The 21,435-nt window shown below is 65.4% G+C and carries 19 protein-coding genes; 4 read left to right on the top strand and 15 right to left on the bottom strand.

Annotation, left to right across the window (positions count from 1 at the left end; genetic code table 11):
* Window positions 1–24: 24 nt before the first annotated feature.
* The gene (locus FHW83_RS03625; RefSeq protein ID WP_229224009.1) at window positions 25–495 is read right to left on the bottom strand and encodes a MarR family winged helix-turn-helix transcriptional regulator; all 471 of its coding nucleotides are present in this window, start codon (window positions 493–495) and stop codon (window positions 25–27) included.
* 80 nt (window positions 496–575) lie between these two features.
* Here FHW83_RS03625 and FHW83_RS03620 point away from each other — a divergent pair, with 80 nt between their 5' ends.
* Window positions 576–2,072 carry an FAD-dependent oxidoreductase gene (locus FHW83_RS03620; RefSeq protein ID WP_218106079.1) on the top strand — a complete coding sequence of 499 codons (1,497 nt, stop codon included), beginning with the start codon at window positions 576–578 and terminating at the stop codon, window positions 2,070–2,072.
* 45 nt (window positions 2,073–2,117) lie between these two features.
* Here the strand turns inward: FHW83_RS03620 and FHW83_RS03615 are convergent, their stop codons facing one another.
* The 12 genes from FHW83_RS03615 to FHW83_RS03560 form a co-directional block, all read right to left on the bottom strand.
* Entirely contained in the window at window positions 2,118–3,230 is a 1,113-nt protein-coding gene (locus tag FHW83_RS03615; protein WP_176645007.1) for a ribonucleotide-diphosphate reductase subunit beta, read from the bottom strand.
* A gap of 116 nt (window positions 3,231–3,346) precedes the next feature.
* The gene (locus FHW83_RS03610; protein WP_176645006.1) at window positions 3,347–6,268 is read right to left on the bottom strand and encodes a ribonucleoside-diphosphate reductase subunit alpha; all 2,922 of its coding nucleotides are present in this window, start codon (window positions 6,266–6,268) and stop codon (window positions 3,347–3,349) included.
* Window positions 6,269–6,438: 170 nt separating this feature from the next.
* Window positions 6,439–7,056: a 1,6-anhydro-N-acetylmuramyl-L-alanine amidase AmpD gene (ampD, locus tag FHW83_RS03605; RefSeq protein ID WP_176645005.1), complete on the bottom strand. Its 618-nt coding sequence runs from the start codon at window positions 7,054–7,056 to the stop codon at window positions 6,439–6,441.
* The gene (locus tag FHW83_RS03600) at window positions 7,053–8,474 is read right to left on the bottom strand and encodes a sigma-54 dependent transcriptional regulator (protein ID WP_176645004.1); all 1,422 of its coding nucleotides are present in this window, start codon (window positions 8,472–8,474) and stop codon (window positions 7,053–7,055) included. The genes ampD and FHW83_RS03600 overlap by 4 nt, the downstream gene beginning before the upstream one ends.
* Entirely contained in the window at window positions 8,474–10,171 is a 1,698-nt protein-coding gene (locus tag FHW83_RS03595; protein ID WP_176645003.1) for an ATP-binding protein, read from the bottom strand. The genes FHW83_RS03600 and FHW83_RS03595 overlap by 1 nt, the downstream gene beginning before the upstream one ends.
* A gap of 12 nt (window positions 10,172–10,183) precedes the next feature.
* Entirely contained in the window at window positions 10,184–10,480 is a 297-nt protein-coding gene (locus FHW83_RS03590; protein ID WP_218106076.1) for a PP0621 family protein, read from the bottom strand.
* Window positions 10,477–11,280 (bottom strand): inner membrane protein YpjD, encoded by an 804-nt coding sequence (locus FHW83_RS03585; RefSeq protein WP_176645002.1) that lies wholly within the window; start codon window positions 11,278–11,280, stop codon window positions 10,477–10,479. The genes FHW83_RS03590 and FHW83_RS03585 overlap by 4 nt, the downstream gene beginning before the upstream one ends.
* A gap of 21 nt (window positions 11,281–11,301) precedes the next feature.
* Window positions 11,302–12,093 carry an ABC transporter ATP-binding protein gene (locus tag FHW83_RS03580; RefSeq protein WP_176645001.1) on the bottom strand — a complete coding sequence of 264 codons (792 nt, stop codon included), beginning with the start codon at window positions 12,091–12,093 and terminating at the stop codon, window positions 11,302–11,304.
* Window positions 12,093–12,917, bottom strand: a complete 825-nt coding sequence (locus tag FHW83_RS03575; RefSeq protein WP_176645000.1) for an ABC transporter permease — start codon at window positions 12,915–12,917, stop codon at window positions 12,093–12,095. The genes FHW83_RS03580 and FHW83_RS03575 overlap by 1 nt, the downstream gene beginning before the upstream one ends.
* Window positions 12,917–13,891 carry an ABC transporter substrate-binding protein gene (locus FHW83_RS03570; protein ID WP_176644999.1) on the bottom strand — a complete coding sequence of 325 codons (975 nt, stop codon included), beginning with the start codon at window positions 13,889–13,891 and terminating at the stop codon, window positions 12,917–12,919. Before FHW83_RS03570 ends, FHW83_RS03575 begins: the two co-directional genes overlap by 1 nt.
* Window positions 13,892–13,949: 58 nt before the next feature.
* Window positions 13,950–14,957: a M48 family metallopeptidase gene (locus tag FHW83_RS03565; RefSeq protein ID WP_176644998.1), complete on the bottom strand. Its 1,008-nt coding sequence runs from the start codon at window positions 14,955–14,957 to the stop codon at window positions 13,950–13,952.
* 2 nt (window positions 14,958–14,959) lie between these two features.
* Window positions 14,960–16,033, bottom strand: coding sequence for a YjgN family protein (locus tag FHW83_RS03560; protein WP_176644997.1), 1,074 nt, complete (start codon window positions 16,031–16,033; stop codon window positions 14,960–14,962).
* A gap of 175 nt (window positions 16,034–16,208) precedes the next feature.
* Between FHW83_RS03560 and ffh the strand changes: the two genes are divergently transcribed.
* Both ffh and FHW83_RS03550 read left to right on the top strand, forming a co-directional pair.
* The gene (ffh, locus tag FHW83_RS03555; protein ID WP_176644996.1) at window positions 16,209–17,576 is read left to right on the top strand and encodes a signal recognition particle protein; all 1,368 of its coding nucleotides are present in this window, start codon (window positions 16,209–16,211) and stop codon (window positions 17,574–17,576) included.
* 180 nt (window positions 17,577–17,756) lie between these two features.
* Window positions 17,757–18,128, top strand: a complete 372-nt coding sequence (locus tag FHW83_RS03550; RefSeq protein WP_176644995.1) for an SWIB/MDM2 domain-containing protein — start codon at window positions 17,757–17,759, stop codon at window positions 18,126–18,128.
* A gap of 130 nt (window positions 18,129–18,258) precedes the next feature.
* Here the strand turns inward: FHW83_RS03550 and FHW83_RS03545 are convergent, their stop codons facing one another.
* Together FHW83_RS03545 and FHW83_RS03540 are read right to left on the bottom strand one after the other, a co-directional pair.
* Window positions 18,259–18,849, bottom strand: a complete 591-nt coding sequence (locus FHW83_RS03545; protein ID WP_176644994.1) for a lytic transglycosylase domain-containing protein — start codon at window positions 18,847–18,849, stop codon at window positions 18,259–18,261.
* A complete protein-coding gene (locus FHW83_RS03540; RefSeq protein ID WP_176644993.1) occupies window positions 18,849–20,576 on the bottom strand; it encodes a proline--tRNA ligase in 1,728 nt (575 codons plus the stop codon). Before FHW83_RS03540 ends, FHW83_RS03545 begins: the two co-directional genes overlap by 1 nt.
* A gap of 202 nt (window positions 20,577–20,778) precedes the next feature.
* Between FHW83_RS03540 and FHW83_RS03535 the strand changes: the two genes are divergently transcribed.
* Window positions 20,779–21,405 (top strand): RNA pyrophosphohydrolase, encoded by a 627-nt coding sequence (locus FHW83_RS03535; protein ID WP_229224008.1) that lies wholly within the window; start codon window positions 20,779–20,781, stop codon window positions 21,403–21,405.
* Window positions 21,406–21,435: the final 30 nt, after the last annotated feature.

Here is a 21,435-nt window from a genome sequence, read left to right as displayed (position 1 = left end):
CGGCGTTTGAAATGGTCGGTGGCTTTACTCGGTGTCGTCGTGCTTGCGGCGCGCCACCCACTCGTTCATGCCGGCGGCCATGCGCTTGAGCAGACGGGCGAGGTCGCGGCGCTCGGCGCTGGTCCAATCGGCCATCAACTCGCCGACCAGCTCCTCGCGCATGCGGTCGATGGCGTCGGCCATCTCGCGTCCCAGCTCCGTCACTTCCGCCTCGCGCACACGCTTGTCGCGTGTGCCGGCGCGTCGCACCACCAGACCCAGTTCGTCCAGGCGCGCGACCTGCCGGCTGACGGTGGTGTAGTCGCGCCCCACCAGATCGGCCAGCTCCACCACGCCGATCGGGCCCCGGCGGTCGATGCGCACCAGCAGAGGAAGCAGCGCGCGCTCCAGCGGCATGGACATGTCGGACATCAGTTCGACGTCGGGCTCTGGGCGGCTCATGAAGCCGATGATGTCGAGCAGCGCATCATGCAAATCGCGGATATCTTTATTCATATGTGCATTATACACATAGTTATTGACACGGTTTTAGGGTCGGAATAATATGTGCAAAATACACATACATGGAGAGTGCTATGCATACCGATATTCTGATCTGCGGCGCCGGCGCGGCCGGCCTGACCCTGGCGATCGACCTCGCGCGCCGCAATGTAGACTTCCTGCTGATCGATCAAACGCGAGAGCCATTCGGCGGCTCGCGCGGCAAAGGCATCCAGCCGCGCACACTGGAAATCTTTGAGGCGCTGGGAGTGGCCGACCGCATGATCGCCGCCGGCGGACGCTATCCGTCCCAGCGTCACTACGCCGCCGACGGCAGCCATCACGACGAGGCAGCCATCATCGCCAGCGCCGCCACGCCGGCCGAACCATATGGCGAACCGCTGATGCTGCCGCAGTATCTGACCGAAGGCATACTGCGCGCGCGGCTGGCGGAGCTGGGGCATGCGCCTCAGTATGGCCAGACGCTGGCCGGCTTCACGCAGGATGACGACGGTGTGAGCGCACGTGTCATCAGCGCCGACGGCGAGCATGAAGTGCGCGCCCGCTACCTGATCGGCGCTGATGGGGGCCGCAGCTTCGTGCGCAAAACCCTGGGTGTGGATTTTCCCGGCGAGTCGCTGCATGCGCGCGCGGTGGTGGCGGATCTGACGCTGAGCGGATTGACGCGCGAGGTCTGGCATCGCTGGGGCAAAGGGGGCCAGCAAATCAGCTTGTGCCTCTTGCGCGGCACGCCGCTGTTCCAATTGCAGATGCCGATCCCGCTCGACGGCGCGTTCGATCTGTCGGACGCGGGGATCGCCGCCGCCATCCGCGAGCGCACCGGCGGCGATGACATCCAGGTGCACGCGGTGCACTGGCGTTCCGACTACGCCATGAGCGCGCGGCTAGCAGAGCGCTATCGAGTGGGCCGCGTGTTCCTCGCCGGCGATGCGGCGCACGTGCATCCGCCGACCGGCGGCCAGGGTCTGAACACCAGCGTGCAGGATGCGTGGAATCTGGGATGGAAGCTGGCGGCGGTGCTGGACGGCACCGGCGACGCGCTGCTCGACACCTATGAGGAGGAACGGCGCGAGGTCGCCGCCAGCATGCTGGGCATGTCCACCCGCCTGCTCGACGCCGCGCGCGAACGCGGCGACCTGCGGCGCGGGCGCGAACAGCAGCAGCTCGACCTGGGCTATCCGGCGTCCCCCTTGTCGCTGGACGAGCGTGGCGACGACGCCCCGCTGCGCGCCGGCTACCGCGCGCCGGACGCGTCGCTGCTCGGCGCCAGCGGTCAGCCGCGTCGTTTGTTTTCGCTATTGGAATCGGGGGATTGGATTATGCTGCGCTATGAACCCGCCGCCGCGCCAGTGATCGCACCACGCCGCGGCCTGCGCATCATCGACATCGGGGAGCACGCCGAGCTGCGCGACCATGCGGGCCATCTGCGCCGCGCCTACGGCTTCGCGGCCGGCGACATCGCCCTGCTCCGCCCCGACGGCTACCTCGCCGTCCTCACCCACGACGAGCGCAGTCCCGCGTTGGCTGCTTATATTAGTAGCTCACTGCGCCAGTCTTCCTCGCCCCAATGAAAAAAGCCCTGCAATGCAGGGCTTTGATGGGGGGGAACGGAGAGATTAGTCCCAGTTCAGCGCGCCGCCGGTCTGGTATTCGATGACGCGGGTCTCAAAGAAGTTGCGCTCTTTCTTCAGGTCGATCATCTCGCTCATCCATGGGAACGGGTTCTCTTCCTGCTCGAACAGCGCCTCCAGGCCGATCTGGGTGGCGCGGCGGTTGGCGATGAAGCGCAGGTAGCCCTTGAACATGGTGGCGTTCAGGCCCAGCACGCCGCGCGGCATGGTGTCTTCGGCGTAGGCGTACTCCAGTTCCACCGCTTTCAGGAACAGCTGCTTGATCTCTTCCTTGAAGGCCGGGGTCCACAGCAGCGGATTTTCCATCTTGATGGTGTTGATCAGGTCGATGCCGAAGTTGCAGTGCATCGATTCATCGCGCAGGATGTACTGGTACTGCTCGGCGGCGCCCATCATCTTGTTCTGGCGGCCCAGCGCCAGGATCTGGGTGAAGCCGACGTAGAAGAACAGGCCTTCCATCAGGCAGGCGAACACGATCAGCGATTTGAGCAGCTTCTGGTCCTGCTCGACGGTGCCGGTGGTGAACGACGGGTCGGTCAGGGTGTTGATGAACGGAATCAGGAACTCGTCCTTGTCACGGATCGACTTGATCTCGTTGTAGGCGTTGAAGATTTCCTGCTCGTCCAGGCCCAGCGACTCGACGATGTACTGGTAGGCGTGGGTGTGGATCGCCTCCTCGAACGCCTGGCGCAGCAGGTATTGGCGGCACTCCGGCGCGGTGATGTGGCGGTAGGTGCCCAGCACGATGTTGTTGGCGGCCAGCGAGTCGGCGGTCACGAAGAAGCCCAGGTTGCGCTTGACCAGGCGGCGTTCGTCCTCGGTCAGGCCGTTCGGATTCTTCCACAGCTCGATGTCGCGCTGCATGTTCACTTCCTGCGGCATCCAGTGGTTAGCGCAGCCGGCCAGGTATTTGTCCCAGGCCCATTTGTACTTGAACGGCACCAGCTGGTTGACGTCGGTTTTGCCGTTGATGATGCGTTTGTCGTCCGCGTTCACGCGCAGCGCGACTTGCTCGGCGCTGCCCTCGGAGGCGGCCAGCGCGGCTTGATTGACTACTTGTTTGGCCGGTGCGGCCTCGTCGTCCCAGGACAGCGACATAATGAGTTCCTTCTGTGTTCTATCTATATTAGTACCAATGTCGCCCCGGCGAAAGCCGGGGCCCATACATACTCAGCATGGATTCCGGCGTCCGCCGGAATGACGGTGGCGGCTGATTATTGGCAGGCTTCGCATTCCTCGAAACCGTCGTCGCCCGGACGCAGGTAGCAGGCCGCGCCCTCTTCCACCGCCGGGGCCGAAGCCACCGGAGCCGGCGCCGGCGCGGCGTGGCCCGCGGCCGCCAGGCCGCCGTCCACCGGCACGGCGTTCAGGGCGCCGGTCTTGGTGGTGGATTTCTCCATGTGGGTCGCCGCGATGGTGCGCAGGTAGTAGGTGGTCTTCAGGCCACGCAGCCATGCCAGCTTGTAGGTCTCGTCCAGCTTCTTGCCCGAGGCGCCGGCCATGTAAATGTTCAGCGACTGCGCCTGGTCGATCCACTTCTGGCGGCGCGAGGCGGCTTCCACCAGCCAGCTTGGCGACACTTCGAACGCGGTTGCATAAATGTCACGCAGGTCTTGCGGGATGCGGTCGATCTTGGCCAGCGAGCCATCGAAGTACTTCAAGTCGGCGATCATCACCTCGTCCCACAGGTCGCGCGCCTTCAGGTCGCGCACCAGGTAGGCGTTGATCTCGGTGAACTCGCCCGACAGGTTGGACTTCACGTACAGGTTCTGGAAGGTCGGCTCGATGCAGGCCGACACGCCGATGATGTTCGAAATGGTCGCGGTCGGGGCGATCGCCACGCAGTTCGAGTTACGCATGCCGAACTTCTTGATGCGCTCGCGCACCGGGGTCCAGTCCATCGACGACGACAGGTCCTGCTCCAGGTAGCCGCCGCGCTCTTCGGCCAGCAGCTTGATCGAATCCTGCGGCAGGATGCCGCGATCCCACAGCGAACCTTTGTACGAGGCGTAGTGGCCGCGTTCCTCGGCCAGCTCGGTCGAGGCCAGGTAGGCGTAGTAGCAGACCGCTTCCATCGAGGTGTCGGCGAACTGCACCGATTCCATCGACGAGAACGGCACGCGCATCATGTGCAGGCAGTCCTGGAAGCCCATCACGCCCAGGCCCACCGGACGGTGGCGCATGTTGGCGTTGCGCGCCTTGTCGACCGCGTAGTAGTTGATGTCGATCACGTTGTCCAGCATGCGCATCGCGGTGCGGATGGTTTTCTGCAGCTTGACGTGATCCAGCTTGCCCTCTTTCATGTGGGCCGGCAGGTTGACCGAACCCAGGTTGCAGACGGCGATTTCGTCCGGACCGGTGTTCAGGGTGATCTCGGTGCACAGGTTGGAGCTGTGGACCATGCCCACGTGCGACTGCGGCGAACGGATGTTGCATGGGTCCTTGAAGGTGATCCATGGGTGGCCGGTTTCGAACAGCATGGACAGCATCTTGCGCCACAGGTCCAGCGCCTGGACTTTCTTGAACACGCGGATCTCGCCGGCGGCGGCCTTGGCTTCGTAGCCCAGGTAGGCTTTTTCGAAGGCCTTGCCGACCAGGTCGTGCAGGTCCGGGGTGTCCGATGGCGAGAACAGGGTCCACTCGCCTTTTTCCATCACGCGCTTCATGAACAGGTCCGGAATCCAGTTGGCGGTGTTCATGTCGTGGGTGCGGCGGCGGTCGTCGCCGGTGTTCTTGCGCAGGTCGAGGAATTCCTCGATGTCCATGTGCCAGGTTTCCAGGTAGGCGCACACCGCGCCCTTGCGCTTGCCGCCCTGGTTGACCGCCACGGCGGTGTCGTTGACCACTTTCAGGAACGGCACCACGCCTTGCGATTTGCCGTTGGTGCCCTTGATGTGGGCGCCCAGCGCGCGCACCGGGGTCCAGTCGTTGCCCAGGCCGCCGGCGAACTTGGCCAGCAGGGCGTTTTCCTTGATGGCGTCGTAGATGCCTTCCAGGTCGTCCGAGACGGTGGTCAGGTAGCACGACGACAGCTGCGAACGCAGGGTGCCCGAGTTGAACAGGGTCGGGGTCGACGACATGAAGTCGAAGGTCGACAGCAGGTTGTAGAACTCGATGGCGCGCGCTTCGCGGTCGGTTTCGTTCAGGGCCAGGCCCATGGCGACGCGCATGTAGAAGGCCTGCGGCATTTCGATGCGCACGTCGCGCACGTGCAGGAAGTAGCGGTCGTACAGGGTTTGCAGGCCGATGTAGCCGAACTGCAGGTCGCGGTCGGCGACGATGGCCTTGGCCAGGCGGGCCAGGTCGAACTCGCCCAGCTTGGTGTCCAGCAGCTCGGCGGCGATGCCCTTGGCGATGTATTGCGGGAAGTAGGTCACGTACTCGGCGGCGGCGCCGGCTTGCGGTACTTCCTTGCCGAACACTTCCTTGCGGATGGTGTGCAGCAGGATGCGGGCGGTCACCTGCGAGTAGGCCGGGTCCTTTTCCATCAGCGCGCGGGCAGCCAGGATGGCGGATTTGTGCAGCTCCTCGACCGGCACGCCGTCGTACAGGTTTTTCAGGGTTTCAGCGACGATGGCGTCGGCGTCCACGTGTTTTTCCAGGCCCTGGCAGGCGGCGCCGATCAGGCTGGTCACGCGGCTCAGCTCCAGCGGCTTGCGCTCGCCGTTTTCCAGCACGTGGATTTGCGGCGCGGCGATGGTGGTGGCGCCGGCGGCTTCCTTGGCCAGGCGGCGCTCTTCCATTTGCTTGGCGCGGTACAGCACGTAGGCGCGGGCCACGTCGTGTTCGCCCGAGCGCATCAGCGCCAGCTCAACCTGGTCCTGCACGTCCTCGATGTGGAAGGTGCCGCCCGATGGCTGGCGGCGCACCAGCGCGGCGACCACGCTGCTGGTCAGCTGTTCCACCAGTTCGCGGATACGGGCCGATGCGGCGCCCTGGCCGCCGTTGACGGCCAGGAAGGCCTTGGTCATGGCGACTGCAATTTTCGACGGTTCAAACGCGACAACCGCGCCGTTGCGGCGGATGATACGGTAGTCGCCGAGGTCGCTCGCTGCCGTTGCCGGGCTGCTGGCGGTACTCGCAGCGGCGGTGGGTACCAGCGCTGGATTGATGGTGATGTCTTGAGTAGATTGCATTTAAGCTCCCCGGTTACAACGTGCAGTCATTGCTGCGCCGCGTGTATGTTTATTAAGAATTAGTGTCACTGCAACCACTAGATCTAGTGTCAGGCCTAGCCCGATCCACTGATTGTAGTAGCCGCTCTGGACCCGTGCAAGGGGAAATTTTGTCGTTTACGGCAATTTTTCTATTGACTTTGCGGAACGCCTTTTACCACGCGCAATCCCGCGATAGCGCCCACTAACGCGGGCTCTTCCAGTGCCTTTTGATTCAGCAGTTTCTGGTAATAATCCCAGTCGAACAACGGTCCGGGATCGGTTTTCCGGCCCGGCGCGATGTGTTCGTGCCCTTGCACATCGGTCAACGGATAGTGCCGCCGCAGCGCCACGGTGAGCGCCGCCAGCGCCCCGTACTGGGCCGCCTCGAACGGCACGAAATCGCTGCCCTCGAGCTCCACGCCGATGGCGAAGTCATTACATTTATCGCGTCCGCAAAATTGCGACACGCCGGCATGCCAGGCGCGGTCGTTGGCGGAAACATATTGAATGACGCGGCCGTCCCGGCGGATAAAAAAGTGGCTGGAAACCTTCAGGCCACGCAGGTCGGCGAACGAGGGGTCAGCATTATAATCGATCCGGCCGGTGAACAGGTCGGACACGTGCGGGCCGCCAAACTGCCCGGCCGGCAGCGAGATGTTGTGGACCACCAGCAGGGTGATGTCGTCCGGCGCCGGACCGGGCCGGGTGTCGAAATACGGGCTGTCGTAGCGCTCGGCCAGCGCCAGCCAGCCGTCGAAAGAACTCACGAATCGGGCTCCTGGATATTCAATTTCTGCATCTGGTAGCGCAGCTGGCGGAAGCTGATGCCCAGCAGCTGGGCGGCCTGGGTGCGGTTGAACTGGGTCTGCGCCAGCGCCCGCAGGATGATGTCGCGTTCCACCTGGTTCAGGTACTCGGGCAGGCTGGCGGGCAGGCTGTCCGGGTTGGGCGGCGGGATGGCCGGCGCGGCCGCCATCATCGGCGCCGGCGTCGGCAGCGGCGCCGCCTCCGCCATGCGCGCGCCCTTGAGCGACAGGTCGCCGACCTCGATCACGCCATCGTTGGCAAAGGCCAGCGCGCGTTCCAGGATGTTTTCCAGCTCGCGCACATTGCCGGGGAAGGAATAGCCGCGCAGCGCCTCCAGCACGCCCGGGCCGAGCACCACCTTGTGCTCGAAAGTGCCCAGCCGGTCGAGGATGGCGCCAGTCAGCACCTCCAGATCGTCCAACCGCTCGCGCAGCGGCGGCAGGCTCAGTTCAATCACGTTCAGGCGGTAGAACAAGTCCTGGCGGAAGCTGCCCTGCTCCACGCACTGCGCCAGGTTCTTGTGGGTGGCGCTGATGATGCGCACGTCGACCGGCTCCTCGGCGGTGGCGCCGATCTTGCGCACCCGCCGCTCCTGAATCGCGCGCAGCAGCTTGACCTGCATGGCCAGCGGCAGGTCGGCCACCTCGTCCAGCATCAGGGTGCCGCCGTTGGCGGCCTGGAAGAAGCCCTCGCGCTCGTCGGCGGCGCCGGTGAACGCGCCCTTGCGGTAGCCGAAGAATTCCGCCTCCATCAGCGCCTCCGGAATCGCGCCGCAGTTGACGGCGATGAAGGGTTTGCCGGCGCGCGAGCTTTGGGCGTGGATCTCGCGCGCGGCCAGTTCCTTGCCGCTGCCCGATTCGCCGTGGATGGCGACCGGCGCCATCGAACGCGCCAGCCGGGCGATCTGCGCGCGCAAGGCCTGGATCACGGCCGACTGGCCGCGCAAGCGGCTGGCCGCCGGCGCCGCGCTGGGCGCCTGCACCGCCGCCGGTTCGGCGTTCAGACGCAAGGCCGATTGCACCATCACCCGCAACTGGTCCAACGCCACCGGCTTGGAGATGTAATCGAAGGCGCCGGCCTTGAGCGCGACCACCGCGTTGTCGGCGCTGCCGAAGGCGGTGACCACCGCCACCGGCGTGTTCTTGTAGGCGGCCGTGACCTCGCGCACCAGCTCCAGCCCCAGGCCGTCGGGCAGGCGCATGTCGGTCAGCACCAGCTGGTACTCGGTGCCGGGCAGCAGCGCGCGCGCCTCGGCCAGCGTGGCGGCGCTGTCGACGTCCAACCCCATTTTCAGCAGGGTCAGTTCCAGCAGTTCGCGCAGGTCGGCCTCGTCGTCGACGACGAGCACACGCGGAACGCGGGCAGCAGCAGCACTCATCAAGCGGCCTTTCCTTGCTGGGCGAAGGTGATCACAAAGCGCCCGCTCAGGGCGGGGCTGCCGTCGGCGCTGTCCTTGTTGTCAAAACGGTATTCATAGTCCAGGCGCGCCTCGTTATTCAAACACAATTCGCGTGCCAGATACAGCCCCAGCCCGGTGCCCTTGCTGGAGGTGGTGTAAAACGGTTCGAACAGGTGGGCGCGCACCTCCGGCGAAATGCCGGGACCATCATCCTGCACGTGCAGCTCCAGCCGCCGCGCCTTGTCGCGCACCACGTCCAGCCGGATCGAGTCCGCCCCGCCGCTGGCGTAGCGCACCGCGTTGTTCAGCAGGTTGAGGACCACCTCGCGCAGGTGCAGCGCGTCGAAATGCACCGTGGTGCCCGACGCCACCGCCAGCCCGACGATCTCCGGCGCCAGGTTGTGGGTCTCGATGAATTCCGCCCGCAGCTCGGCCAGGAACAGGTCCAGCGCCAGCGGCTCGTGGTGCGCGTGCGCCTTGCGCGACAGCTGCAGGATGTCCTCCACCATGCGGTTCACGCGGGTGACGTTGTCGCCGACGATCCTCAGCAGGCGCTGATGCACCGGGTCGTGCAAGTCCTCCGCCAGCAGCGAGGTGGCGTGGCCGATCGCCGACAGCGGATTGCGCACCTCGTGCGCGATGCTGGCGGTGAGCCGCCCCATGGACGCCAGCTTGAGTTGCTGCGCCTGGTTCTCGATGCCGGTCACGTCCTGCAGGAAGATCACGCTGCGCTCGGCGCCCTGGCCCAGCCCCAGCCCCTGCATGTCGGCGGCGGCGAAGCGCACCTTCAAATGCGCGGCCAGGTCGCGGCGCGCGCCCCAGGCGGCGGTCATGCCTTCCAGCGCGGCGTCGTTGAACGGCTTGATGGTGATGAAGGCGGTGGCGCGCGCGGTGTCCTCGCGCCACTCGTGGTAGGCCTGCGCCAGCGGCGCCAGCGCCACCGCCGCCGACAGCTTGAACTTCAGTTCGGGCCCCACCAGCCCCAGCATCTGCCGCGCCGCCGGGTTGCCGGCGAAGACCTGGCCGTCCGGATCGACCACCAGGATGCCGTCGCCGATATTGGCCATCACCAGCCGGTTCACGGCCTGCTGCACATTGATTTCCACGCCGCGCTGGATGGCCAGCTCCTCCTGCCCGATCAACTTGGCGGCCATGCGGTTCACCACCAGCACGGCGGCCAGGAAGGCGGCGCCGTACAGGCCGGCCTGCATCACATCGCGGTCGCTGTCGGTCAGGAAGATCTGCCAGGTGGTGTCGCCCAGCAGGAACAAGGACACCAGCGAGGCGCAGAACAGCGACACCACCAGCGGCGCCAGGATGGCCAGCCCGGCCAGCGGGAACAGGTAGAGGATGGCCAGCCCGCTGCGCATGCCGCCGCCGGCCAGGTACAGCAGCGAGATGATGGCCAGGTCGCAGGCGATCTGCGACAGCAGCTGCAGCACGAAGCGGCGCTGCACGTACACCGCCGACAGCGCGAAACCGATCGCCAGCCCCAGATACAGCAGGCAGATTTGCAGGTAGAGGTACTGGCCGGAGGCGCGCAGGCCGCGATTGTCGAAACTCAGGTAAACCAGCAGCACCAGCGCGATCACCACGCGGGTGGCGTTGAGCGTCTGCAGCGAACGCCAGAAGGTGGCGCGCGCTTCGGCCGACAGGGCTTGCAGGCGCGCGATCACGGTCGCTGGCGGTTATGCGGACGGCAGGGCGGCATGGGCCGCGCTGCAATAGTCACGGCCGTTGGCCCGCACCGTCTCCGAGGCGGGATAGAAGACGCCGCAGTGCGCGCATTGCAGCATCACCTCGGCGTCGTTGGCCGCCTGGGCGGCGGCGCGCGCCTTATACGTCTGCTGCGGCTGCGCCGGCGCCGGCTGCGGCGGCTGGCGGAACTGCTGCTGATGGCGCTTCTGCGCCTCGCGGATCTTGGAGCGGATCGCGAAGATCACCAGCATTATCAGCGCCAACCACATCACAATCTTGGTAATCATGCCCAACCCTTATGCAAAACCACTTCAAATACAAAACGGCTGCCGACGTAGGCCAGCAGCAAAGTCGCGAAACCGGCCAGCGTGAAGCTCAGCGCCGTCTTGCCGCGCCAGCCGCGGAAGCGGCGCCCGGCCAGCAGCGCGGCGAACAGCACCCACGACAGCAGGGTGAATACGGATTTGTGATCCCATTTCAGCGCCTGGCCGAACAGCTGTTCCGAGAACACGATGCCCGACAACACGGTCAGGCTGAGCAGGGCGAAGCCGAAGCCTATCATGCGGAACAACAGCTTCTCCATGGTCAGCAGCGCCGGCAGCTGGTCCAGCGCGCCGGACAGGAAGGACTTCTTGTCGCTGCGCGCGTGCAGGCGCGACTCCTGCAGCGCCATCAGCACGGCGTGGAAGGCGGCGATGGTCAGCGTCGAATAGGCCATGGTGGCGATGGCGATATGCCAGCCGAACAGCGGCGACTTGCCCTCCATCGGCACCAGGTTGCCGGGGAAAATGAGCTGCAGCGCGGCGGCCACGGCGGCGCTGGGCATGACCAGGCGGCGCAGGCCGTCCAGGCTGAAGTTCTGGTTCTCTATCCAGTAGGCCGCCACCGACACCCACAGCGCCGACGACAGCATGGCGGCGAAGCCGAAGCGCAGTTCGCCGCCGCCGGCGATTTCCGACCACAGGCCGGCGCCGTGCAGCAGCCAGGCCGCCAGCGTGACGGCCGAAATCAGGCCGCCGCGGCGCGATGGCAAGGCGGCGCACACGATGTACAGCGCGATGGCTGCGATGAAAGAATAGATCTGCATCCCGGCAGTTTACACCATCGCTCAATCCACGGCTGCCATGCGCAGTTCGTCATGGTGATGGCGCTGCTGCTCCTCCATCACCAGCTGCCCCAGCTCGCGCTTGAGGGCGTTGAACTCGGCGGCGGCCGGGTCGCGCAGGCGCGGCAGCTCGACCAGCATGTCGCGCTTGACGGTGCCGGGCCGGTAGGTCATCACCACGATGCGGTCGGCCAGGTAGATCGCCTCCTCGATCGAGTGGGTGACGAAGATGATGGTCTTTTTCAGCTCGGACCAGATGCGCAGCAGCTCGTCCTGCAGATTGCGCCGGGTCAGCGCGTCCAGCGCGCCGAACGGCTCGTCCATCAGCATGATGGGCGAATCCAGCGCCAGCACGCGCGCGATCGCCACCCGCTGGCGCATGCCGCCCGACAGGTCCTTCGGATAGCGGCTGCGGAAGTCCTGCAGCGACAGCATGTTGAGCAGCTTGTCCACCGTGGCCTGGATCCGCGCCCTGGGCTGGCCCTTGATCTGCAGGCCGAAGGCGACGTTGTCCTCCACCGTCATCCACGGGAACAGCGCGTACTCCTGGAACACCATGCCGCGCTCCGGGCCGGGCGTGGTCACCGCCCGCCCCTCCACCGTGATGCTGCCGGACGACGGCGGCGCGAAGCCGGCCACCGCGTTCAGCAGGGTCGACTTGCCGCAGCCGGACGGGCCGAGCAGGCACACGAACTGGCCCTGCGGGATCTCCAGGTTGATGTCCTTGAGCGCCACCACCTCCCGTTCGGCGGTCTGGAACACCTTGTTCACTTGCGAGACTAATATATGTGTCATCAGTTTTCCAGGCCGCGGTGCCAGCGCAGCAGATAGTTATTCAGCTTGTTCATGCCGACGTCGATGGCCAGGCCGATCAGGCCGATGGTGATCATGCCGGCGATGATCTTGTCGGACCAGAAGTACTCGCGCGCCTCCAGGATGCGGAAGCCGAGGCCGTTGTTCACCGCCACCATCTCGGCCACGATCACCACGATGAAGGCGGTGCCGATGCCGATCCGCACGCCGGACAGGATGTAGGGCACGGCCGCCGGCAGGATCACGCGGGTGAACATGGTGAAGCCGGAGGCGCCCAGGTTGCGGGCGGCGCGGATATAGATGCCGTCCACCTGGCGCACGCCGGCGATGGTGTTCATCAGCACCGGGAAGAAGGCGCCCAGCGCGATCAGGAACACGGCCGGCGGATTGCCCAGCCCGAACCACAGCATCGACAGCGGAATGTAGGCGATCGGCGGAATCGGCCGCACCATCTGCACCAGCACGTTGAACCAGTCGTACACGTGCTTGCTCATGCCCATGGCCAGACCGAGCGGCAGGGCCAGCCCGCCGCCGATCAGGAAGCCGACCACCACGCGGTACAAGCTGCTGAGCGAGTCGGTGATCAGCTCGCCGGAGACGGCCCAGTGCAGCCAGCTGCCGGCGGCCGGATCATAGGGCTGCAGCGGCAGCAGGTAGGCCACCCACTTCTCCGCCACCGCCAGCGGCGACGGCAGCACCTGCGGATTGACCCAGCCCAGCGTGGCCACCGTCTGCCACAGCGCCACCACCACGGCCGGCAGCACCAGGCCGACGCCGATCTGGCGCCAGGAGGAAGTCGCCGCCATTATTTGACGCCCAGGTTTTTCTTGGCGGCCTCCAGCAGGTCGGTCTTGACCCAGTCCTTGGCCACCGGCGGCTTGCTCATGCGGCCGACCCCGGTCTTGACCATGACGTCGGTGGTGATCTGGATGTGCTCGGGCGTGATGTCGTAGCTGTACGGCGAATTGCCGATGGCGTCGTCAAAGTCGTCCTTGGTGATCTGGCCCTTGAACACCACCTCGCGCACATACTTCTCGGCGATGGCCTTGTTGTCGATGAAGGTCTTGGTGGCCTGCACGAAGCAGTTCATGAACTTCTCGGCCAGCGGGCGCTTCTCCTTGTAGAACTTCTCGGTCATCACCATGGTGCGCACCGGCTCGCCGATCGGGGTGTCGTAGGGCTTGATCATCTCGCTGCCGAAGCCCTTGTTGATGGCCTGCGAGGATTGCGGCTCGGACTGCATCATGGCGTCGATCTGCTTGCCCAGCAGCGCCTGATTCAGGTCGGCGTAGGCCAGGAACACCAGTTGCACATCCTTGCCCGGCTGGTCGGAGACGGTCAGCCCGGCCTGCTGCAGCTCGGCCAGCAGCAGCACCTCCTGGATGCCGCCGCGGGTGACGCCGACCTTCTTGCCCTTCAGGTCCTTGACGGTTTTCAGTTTCAGGTCGGCGCGGCTGACCAGCTGCGCGCCGCCCTTGGCGAAGCCGGCCACCACGTAGATCGGCGCGCCGCCGGCGCGGCCCGAGATGGCGGCCTCGGAGGCGGTGGTGCCGACATCGAGCTCGCCGGCGATGATGGCCTGCATCACGTCCAGGCCCTTGGCGAACACCCGCTCCTCGACCTTGATGCCGCACTTGGGGGCGATCTCTTTTATATAGGAGACGGCGCCGTAGTGGGCGAACTTCAGGTTGCCCAGGCGAACCACCTCCTGCGCCTGGGCGTGGCTGGCGCCCAGCATGGTGGTCATGACTACGGCGGTGCATAGCGCTTTCAGTTTCATCCGTCTCTCCAAAGGTGTTGTTTGGAGAAATCATACCAAGCCCGGCTGGTCTTGCCTATCAGCGCATTCTTACCCCGGCCGCGCGGATGCGTTCGAGGCGTTCGGCGCTGGGCGGATGGCTCGACAGGTAGCCCATGTCGCCGCCCTCTTCCCGTTCCAGTTGCTGGAAGCGGGCGAACACCTCGACCAGCGGCTGCACGCCGAGGCCGTTGTGCAGCATCATGGCGACCGCGTAGTCGTCGGCCTCGCGTTCGGCGTCGCGCGAGTATTTCATGTCCAGCAGCAGGGCCGGCGCGGTCGCCATCAGGGCCGACATATCGCCAAACACCAGCCCGGAGACGGCGGTGACGATGGAACCCTGTATCATGCGGCGCATACCGTGGTGCTGATGCAGATGGCCCAGCTCGTGCGCCAGCACCGCCATCACGGCGGCGTCGCTGTCCAGCAGCTTGACCAGCTGGTCGGTCATCACAATGTCGCCGGACGGCAGCGCGAAGGCATTGGGGCCGACCCGGCTGCTACGAAACTGCAAGCGCCAGTCCGGCGCCGCGCCAAGCGGCGGTTGCAACCGGCGGAAACGCTCGCGCAGCGCGGCTTGCCGTTGCGCGCTCAGGGTGGATGGCGCCAGCACACGGTCGTCCAGCAGCTTGAGCACGCCGGCGCCCAGCTGCCGCTCCACCTGCGGCGGCAGCGCGGCGGCGATGCCGGCCGCCAGCGCCGGCAGCAAATAAAGATAGCCCAGCCACAGCGTCGCCACCGTGGCGGCGGCCGCCGCCAGCACCGCGCGCCAGCTGTGCTGCAGCCGCACCACCAGGCCGTCGCGGTGGCCGGTCTGCCGCAGCAGAGCGGCGAAGGCCGCGCCGTCGTCCACCTCCAGATAAGCGCCGTCGGCGAAGCTGACCTTGCGGGCGGCGTGGCGGCTGCGCTCGGACACATGCAGCGCGTGCAGCGGTTCGCGCCGCTCGGCGTCGCCGCGCAACACCGCGTGGCCATCCTCCACCGTCAGCGTGACGCGGTGCAGGCGCGAGCTGCGGCCATCGAAATAGCGGGCGGCGACCACGCTCATATTTATATCGACAGGTCGAAGTCGAAGAAATCGGCCGCGCCCTCGCCGGTGGCGCCGACCGCGTCCTGCGGCGCGGCCAGCACGTCGTCGAGCGAGCCTTCCGGCAGCAGCGCGATCGATTCCAGCCGGTAGCGCAGCGTGCGCACGCGGGCGAACGGCAGGAACAGGCCCAGCGTGCAGATCACGGCCAGGTAATTGGTCACGGTGATGAACACCATGCGGCCCCATTTCATGTCGGACCGGAAGCGGTGCGCCTCGAGGCTGGTGTGGTTCCACACCAGGTTTTGCAGCATCTGCATGAACAGCGGGTAGACCAGGAAGAACCAGGCGTAGCCAGCCATCATCACGAATCCGGCCTCGATGGCGCGCGCCTCGGCCGCGCCCGCCGCGCCGTCGGCCGGCGACACGCCGGACATGATCAGCCAGGTGAGCAGCGCGAAGCCGCCGCCGCCGACCAGCACAAACCAGCCATACAGTTTATAAAAATCGCCGACCTCGGCGTCGAACGAAAAGCGCGCGTTGCCGTAGCGGGCGTTGTTGTGGGTCCAGGCCTTGGCGCGCTGGTGCACAAACGGCACGGCCAGGCCGGCGGTCACGCCGCTCAGCCACGGGCGCACCATGTAGTTGATGTAGGCGTCATGCTTGTCGCCGGCGAAACGGAAACGGATGCCGCGATAGCTGGTGTTATGCAGGCGGAACTGCAGGCTCTTCCACATGAACCACGGTGAGATCGCGGCCAGCACCAGCAGCGCCAGCAGCGCCAGGCCAGGCGAGCTGTGCACGGTCAGGGCGTAGGCGCCGACGAACAGGCCGGCCACGATGCGGCCCTTGAGGATGGCCACCGGGCTGCCGTGGTATTCGAAACTGGCGCCGGCCAGTTCGGTGCTGGCATAGAAATACTGGTTGCGCCGCACCTTGGCCCAGGCCGAGTAGATGCCCAGCGTGACGATGGTCAACAGCAGGTTGACGATCCAGATGCGGAAGTATTCGCCGCCGGTGGCGTGGAATTTGATGCGCTGTGGCGCCGACGCGGCAACCGCCGGCGCCACGTCAGCCTGTTCCAGTAACTGCTCCATGCACGCTCCTGACAATTAAATAGATAACAAGACAATGCGCCGCGCGCACAATATTATCAATAGGAAATTATAATTTTTGATAACAAGGCGTAGCTGCCGTGGCCTGGGCGATGCGGTAAAATGGCGGCCATTGTCCGGCCCTGGGGCCGGCGCCATCACCCATTGAACGATCACCATGCTAGATAATCTGACTCAACGCCTCGCCAAGGTCGTCAAGACCATGCGCGGCGAGGCCCGCCTGACCGAAGCCAACACCGCCGAGATGCTGCGCGAGGTGCGCATGGCGCTGCTGGAGGCCGACGTCGCCCTGCCGGCCGTGCGCGAATTCATCGCCCGCGTCAAAGAAAAAGCCCTGGGCGAGGAAGTCATCTCCTCGCTGTCGCCGGGCCAGGCGCTGGTCGGCGTGGTGCAGCGCGAGCTGGCCGCCATCATGGGCGCCGACCTCGGCCCCGAGGCCGCGCAGCTGAGCTTTGCCCAGCAGCCGCCCGCCATCATCCTGATGGCCGGCCTGCAGGGCGTGGGCAAGACCACCACCGTCGGCAAGCTGGCCAAGTACCTCAAGGAAGAAAAGAAAAAGAAGGTGCTGACGGTGTCGGCCGACGTGTATCGTCCGGCCGCGATCGCCCAGCTGCAATCGGTGACCGCCCAGGTCGGCGCCGATTTCTTCCCTTCCACCGCGCAGGACAAGCCGGTCGACATCGCGCTGGCCGCGCTGGACTGGGCCAAGAAGCACTACCACGACGTGCTGATCATCGACACCGCCGGCCGCCTCGGCATCGATGAAGCGATGATGACCGAGATCGCCGCCGTGCACGGCGCGGTCAAGCCGGTGGAAACCCTGTTCGTGGTGGACGCCATGCTGGGCCAGGACGCCATCAACACCGCCAAGGCCTTCAACGACGCCCTGCCGCTGACCGGCATCGTGCTGACCAAGCTGGACGGCGACTCGCGCGGCGGCGCGGCGCTGTCGGTGCGTCACATTACCGGCAAGCCGATCAAGTTCGCCGGCGTCTCGGAAAAGCTCGACGGCCTGGAGGCGTTCGACCCGGCCCGCATGGCCAACCGCGTGCTGGGCATGGGCGACATCCTGGCGCTGGTGGAGGAAGCCCGTAAAGGCGTCGACGCCAAGGCGGCGGCCGACCTGGCGGCCAAGGTCAAATCGGGCGGCAAGTTCGACATGAACGACTTCAAGGCGCAGCTGGGCCAGATGAAGAAAATGGGCGGCATGGCCAGCCTGGTGGACAAGCTGCCGGCGCAGTTCCAGCAGGCGGCCGGCAACGCCAACATGGACCAGGCCGACAAGCAGGTGCGGCGCATGGTCGGCATCATCGACTCCATGACCGCGGCCGAGCGCGCCAAGCCGGAGCTGATCAAGGCCACCCGCAAGCGCCGCATCGCGGCCGGCGCCGGCGTGCAGGTGCAGGAGGTGAACCGCATGCTGAACCAGTTCGAGCAGATGCAGACCATGATGAAAAAGCTCTCGGGCGGCGGCATGATGAAGATGATGCGCTCGATGAAGGGCATGATGCCGGGCCTGCGCTAAGCTGGTGCAAGGCGCCCGCGCATGGGGAAAAAGCGCGTAAACCGGGGCGACGCCCCGTGTTTACGTGGTGTTTCCGGAAAAAAACGCAAAAAACAGTTGCGCACAGGTTAAATCCCCACCAATATTAGCCGGTGCGATCAATTGCGCAATTTTCCATGTGTTCGTTAAGGAGGCTCGAATATGGCAACAGCCAAAAAAGCAGCACCAGCTAAGAAACCGGCGGCCAAGCCCGCCGCGAAGAAAGCAGCAGCACCCGTAAAACCAGCAGCCAAACCAGCAGCGAAAAAAGCCCCTGCGGCCCGCAAGCCGAACGCCGCTTTCATGAAAGCGATGACGCCATCCGCCTCGCTGGCCGCCATCGTCGGCGCCACCGCCCTGCCGCGCACCGAAGTGACCAAGAAAGTCTGGGATTACATCAAGAAGCACGACCTGCAAGACCCGACCAACCGTCGCAACATCAATGCCGACGACAAACTGAAAGCCGTGTTCGGCGGCAAAGCCCAAGTCTCCATGTTCGAAATGACCAAGCTGATTTCGGACCACCTGAAATAATCAGACGAAAAAAAACCGGGGCCTCCCCGGTTTTTTTATTCCGTATTCCGGGGTCAGGTCCTCCATTTCTACACGGCCTCAACAGCGCAGCTGTTGAGGCCGTGTAGAAATGGAGGACCTGACCCCGGATTTATTTCCAGTTGTTCCAGGCCGCCAGCACGGCGTTCGGGTAGTCCGGCTTGCCGCGGCTGCCGTTGTAGCGGCCCAGCGCCAGATATAGGTTCCCCGCCTCCATGTCGAGGTACATGCGCAGGATCGAACAGCCGTAGCGCAGGTTGGTCTGCATGTCGAACAGGGCGCGCCGGTCGCGGTCGCCAATCACGTTGGTCCAGAACGGCATCACCTGCATGTAGCCGCGCGCGCCCACGATCGATACCGCGTATTTGCGGTACGCCGACTCGACCTGGATCAGCCCCAGCACCAGCCCCGGGTCGAGCCCGGCGCGGCGCGCCTCGTACCATACGGTGGCCAGGAATTCGTTGCGGGTCTGCTCGTCCGGCAGCTTGCGCCGCAGCCGGTACGACATGGTCTCCAGCCAGTTGCGGTAGCGCGCCTGGTCGGACGGGGTGCGGAAGCTCGGCGTCGGCGGCGTCGCGTCCTTGATGGCGTTCGACAGCGCCAGCCGCACCGAGTCGGCCAGCGCCTCCTCCTTCTGGTTGCCGGCCAGCGCCGGCGCCGCCACGGCCAGCGCCAGCAGCAGCGCCGCCCACCGCGTTCTCATCACCGCGCCAGTTTGCCTTTGATGAAGGCCAGCGCCTCGGCCACCGGCACGGCGGTGGCCTCGCTGTCGCGGCGGCCCTGGTATTCCAGGTTGCCTTCCTTCAGGCCGCGGTCGCCGATCACCACGCGGTGCGGCACGCCGATCAGTTCCCAGTCGGCGAACATCTGGCCCGGACGGTGGCCGCGGTCGTCCAGGATGACGTCGATGCCGGCCGCCACCGCCTCGGCGTACAGCCGCTCGGCCGCCTCCTTGACCGCCTCGCTGCGGTCCATGCCCATCGGGCACAGCACCAGCTCGAACGGCGCGATGGCGGTCGGCCAGATGATGCCCTTGTCGTCGTAATTCTGCTCGATCGCGGCGCCCAGGATGCGGGTGATGCCGATGCCGTAGCAACCCATCTGCAACGGCGCCGGCTTGCCGTTCTCGTCCAGGAAGGTGGCCTTCATGGCTTCCGAGTAGGCCGTGCCCAGCTGGAACACGTGGCCGACCTCGATGCCGCGCTCGATCGCCAGCACGCCCTTGCCGTCCGGCGAGGCGTCGCCCTCGACCACGTTGCGCAGGTCGGCCACGATGGCCGGCTCGGCGCAGTCGCGGCCCCAGTTGGCCCCCGCGTAGTGGTAACCCTCCTCGTTGGCGCCGCAGACGAAGTCGGCCATGTTGGCCACCGTGCGGTCGGCCACCACGGTGACCGGCAGCCTGGTGTTGATCGGCCCCAGGTAGCCCGGCACGCTGCCGTACACCTCGAGGATTTCCTGCTCGGTCGAGAAGCGGTGCGCCGCCAGGCCCGCCACCTTGCCGACCTTGATCTCGTTGAGTTCGTGGTCGCCGCGCAACAGCAGCATGAAGTAGGCCTTGCCGCCCTCCTCCTTCTCGACCGTCAGCGCCAGCGCTTTGACGGTCCGCGACAGCGGCAGGCCCAGCTGCGCGGCCACCTGCTCGCACTTGGTCGCGCCCGCCGTGGCCGGCTTGCTCAGCGCCTGGCTGGCGGCCGGGCGGCTGGGGTTGACCGGCAGCGCCTCGGCCGCCTCCATGTTGGCCGCGTAGTCCGAGCTCGGGCAGTACACCAGCGCGTCCTCGCCGGTCGAGGCGATCACGTGGAATTCGTGCGAGCCGGTGCCGCCGATGGCGCCGTTGTCGGCCGCCACCGCGCGGAACTTCAGGCCGAAACGGTTGAAGATGCGCACGTAGGCGTCGTACATGATCTGGTACGAGGCCTGCATGCCGGCCAGGTCGCGGTCGAACGAGTAGGCGTCCTTCATGGTGAACTCGCGCCCGCGCATCAGGCCGAAGCGCGGGCGGCGCTCGTCGCGGAATTTGGTCTGGATGTGGTAAAAATTCAACGGAAGTTGGCGGTACGATTTAATTTCCGAACGGACAACATCGGTGATCACCTCCTCGGCGGTCGGCTGGAACGCGAATTCGCGGCCGTGGCGGTCCTTGACGCGCAGCAGTTCGGCCCCCATCTTGTCCCAACGGCCGGTCTCCTGCCACAGCTCGGCCGGCTGGATCAGGGGCATCAGCAGCTCGATGGCGTTGGACTGGTTCATCTCCTCGCGCACGATGGCCTCCACCTTGCGGATGATTTTCAGGCCCATCGGCATGTAGGTGTAGATGCCCGAACCCAGGCGTTTGATCATGCCGGCGCGCATCATTAACTGATGGCTGACGATCTCGGCATCGGAAGGTGCTTCTTTAAGCGTGGAAATAAAAAAACGTGACGCGCGCATACGGTGAATTCTTTTTAAAAAGAGAGGGTTATAATCAACCTAATTTTAAAGGATTAGCTGGCTGATGCGTCCATACTTTATACAAATGCGTTCAATAATAGGCCCTCGCACCGATTTCCTACCCGGAAATGGCCGGTGGACGGCCGTTTTGTGGGCAAAAATATAAGACGGGAGCTCGGCCGCAGAAAGTTTGAGGTGCAATATGCTCGATCGGGAAGGGTTCCGCCCCAACGTCGGCATCATCCTGCTGAACGCCCATAACGAGGTGTGGTGGGGCAAGCGGGTGCGCGAGCACTCATGGCAGTTTCCGCAAGGCGGCATCAAATACGGAGAGACGCCGGAACAGGCGATGTACCGGGAGCTGGAAGAGGAAATCGGTCTGCGGGCCGAGCACGTCAAGATCGTCGGTCGCACCCGCGACTGGCTGCGCTATGAGGTGCCGGACCATTTCATCAAGCGGGAAATCCGCGGCCATTACCGTGGCCAGAAGCAGATCTGGTTCCTGCTGCGCATGTGCGCCCGGGACAACGACGTCAACCTGCGCCTGACCGACCATCCGGAATTTGACGCCTGGCGCTGGCATGACTACTGGGTGCCGCTCGATGTCGTGATTGAATTCAAGCGCGAGGTCTACCAGCGCGCCCTGCAGGAGCTGTCGCGCTTCCTGACCTGGCCGCCGAACGGCCACGACCGCCGCCACCACGGCTCGCGCTACCTGCGCCAGCCGCACGCGCCGCGCGGCAATGGCAGCGCGGCCGCGGCCGCCGCGCCGGCGCTGGTCACGGCCGAGGCCTCGGGCGCGGCCTGCGCCGCCGAGGAAAAGAAATAGGCTGCAACGGGACGGCCCGGCCGTCCCGTT

The sequence above is a fragment of the Duganella sp. SG902 genome, assembly GCF_013376005.1.
Lineage (GTDB): Bacteria > Pseudomonadota > Gammaproteobacteria > Burkholderiales > Burkholderiaceae_D > Rugamonas.
Note: the sequence above shows the minus strand (reverse complement) of the source record. Positions and strands in the feature narration are given on the sequence as shown.

Bases quoted from the DNA above. Each gene is read 5' to 3' on its own strand.
- FHW83_RS03625 (WP_229224009.1), bottom strand. From the start codon at position 495: ATGAATAAAGATATCCGCGATTTGCATGATGCGCTGCTCGACATCATC.
- FHW83_RS03620 (WP_218106079.1), top strand. From the start codon at position 576: ATGCATACCGATATTCTGATCTGCGGCGCCGGCGCGGCCGGCCTGACC.
- FHW83_RS03615 (WP_176645007.1), bottom strand. From the start codon at position 3,230: ATGTCGCTGTCCTGGGACGACGAGGCCGCACCGGCCAAACAAGTAGTC.
- FHW83_RS03610 (WP_176645006.1), bottom strand. From the start codon at position 6,268: ATGCAATCTACTCAAGACATCACCATCAATCCAGCGCTGGTACCCACC.
- FHW83_RS03600 (WP_176645004.1), bottom strand. From the start codon at position 8,474: ATGAGTGCTGCTGCTGCCCGCGTTCCGCGTGTGCTCGTCGTCGACGAC.
- FHW83_RS03590 (WP_218106076.1), bottom strand. From the start codon at position 10,480: ATGATTACCAAGATTGTGATGTGGTTGGCGCTGATAATGCTGGTGATC.
- FHW83_RS03585 (WP_176645002.1), bottom strand. From the start codon at position 11,280: ATGCAGATCTATTCTTTCATCGCAGCCATCGCGCTGTACATCGTGTGC.
- FHW83_RS03580 (WP_176645001.1), bottom strand. From the start codon at position 12,093: ATGACACATATATTAGTCTCGCAAGTGAACAAGGTGTTCCAGACCGCC.
- FHW83_RS03575 (WP_176645000.1), bottom strand. From the start codon at position 12,917: ATGGCGGCGACTTCCTCCTGGCGCCAGATCGGCGTCGGCCTGGTGCTG.
- FHW83_RS03570 (WP_176644999.1), bottom strand. From the start codon at position 13,891: ATGAAACTGAAAGCGCTATGCACCGCCGTAGTCATGACCACCATGCTG.
- FHW83_RS03565 (WP_176644998.1), bottom strand. From the start codon at position 14,957: ATGAGCGTGGTCGCCGCCCGCTATTTCGATGGCCGCAGCTCGCGCCTG.
- FHW83_RS03560 (WP_176644997.1), bottom strand. From the start codon at position 16,033: ATGGAGCAGTTACTGGAACAGGCTGACGTGGCGCCGGCGGTTGCCGCG.
- ffh (WP_176644996.1), top strand. From the start codon at position 16,209: ATGCTAGATAATCTGACTCAACGCCTCGCCAAGGTCGTCAAGACCATG.
- FHW83_RS03550 (WP_176644995.1), top strand. From the start codon at position 17,757: ATGGCAACAGCCAAAAAAGCAGCACCAGCTAAGAAACCGGCGGCCAAG.
- FHW83_RS03545 (WP_176644994.1), bottom strand. From the start codon at position 18,849: ATGAGAACGCGGTGGGCGGCGCTGCTGCTGGCGCTGGCCGTGGCGGCG.
- FHW83_RS03540 (WP_176644993.1), bottom strand. From the start codon at position 20,576: ATGCGCGCGTCACGTTTTTTTATTTCCACGCTTAAAGAAGCACCTTCC.
- FHW83_RS03535 (WP_229224008.1), top strand. From the start codon at position 20,779: ATGCTCGATCGGGAAGGGTTCCGCCCCAACGTCGGCATCATCCTGCTG.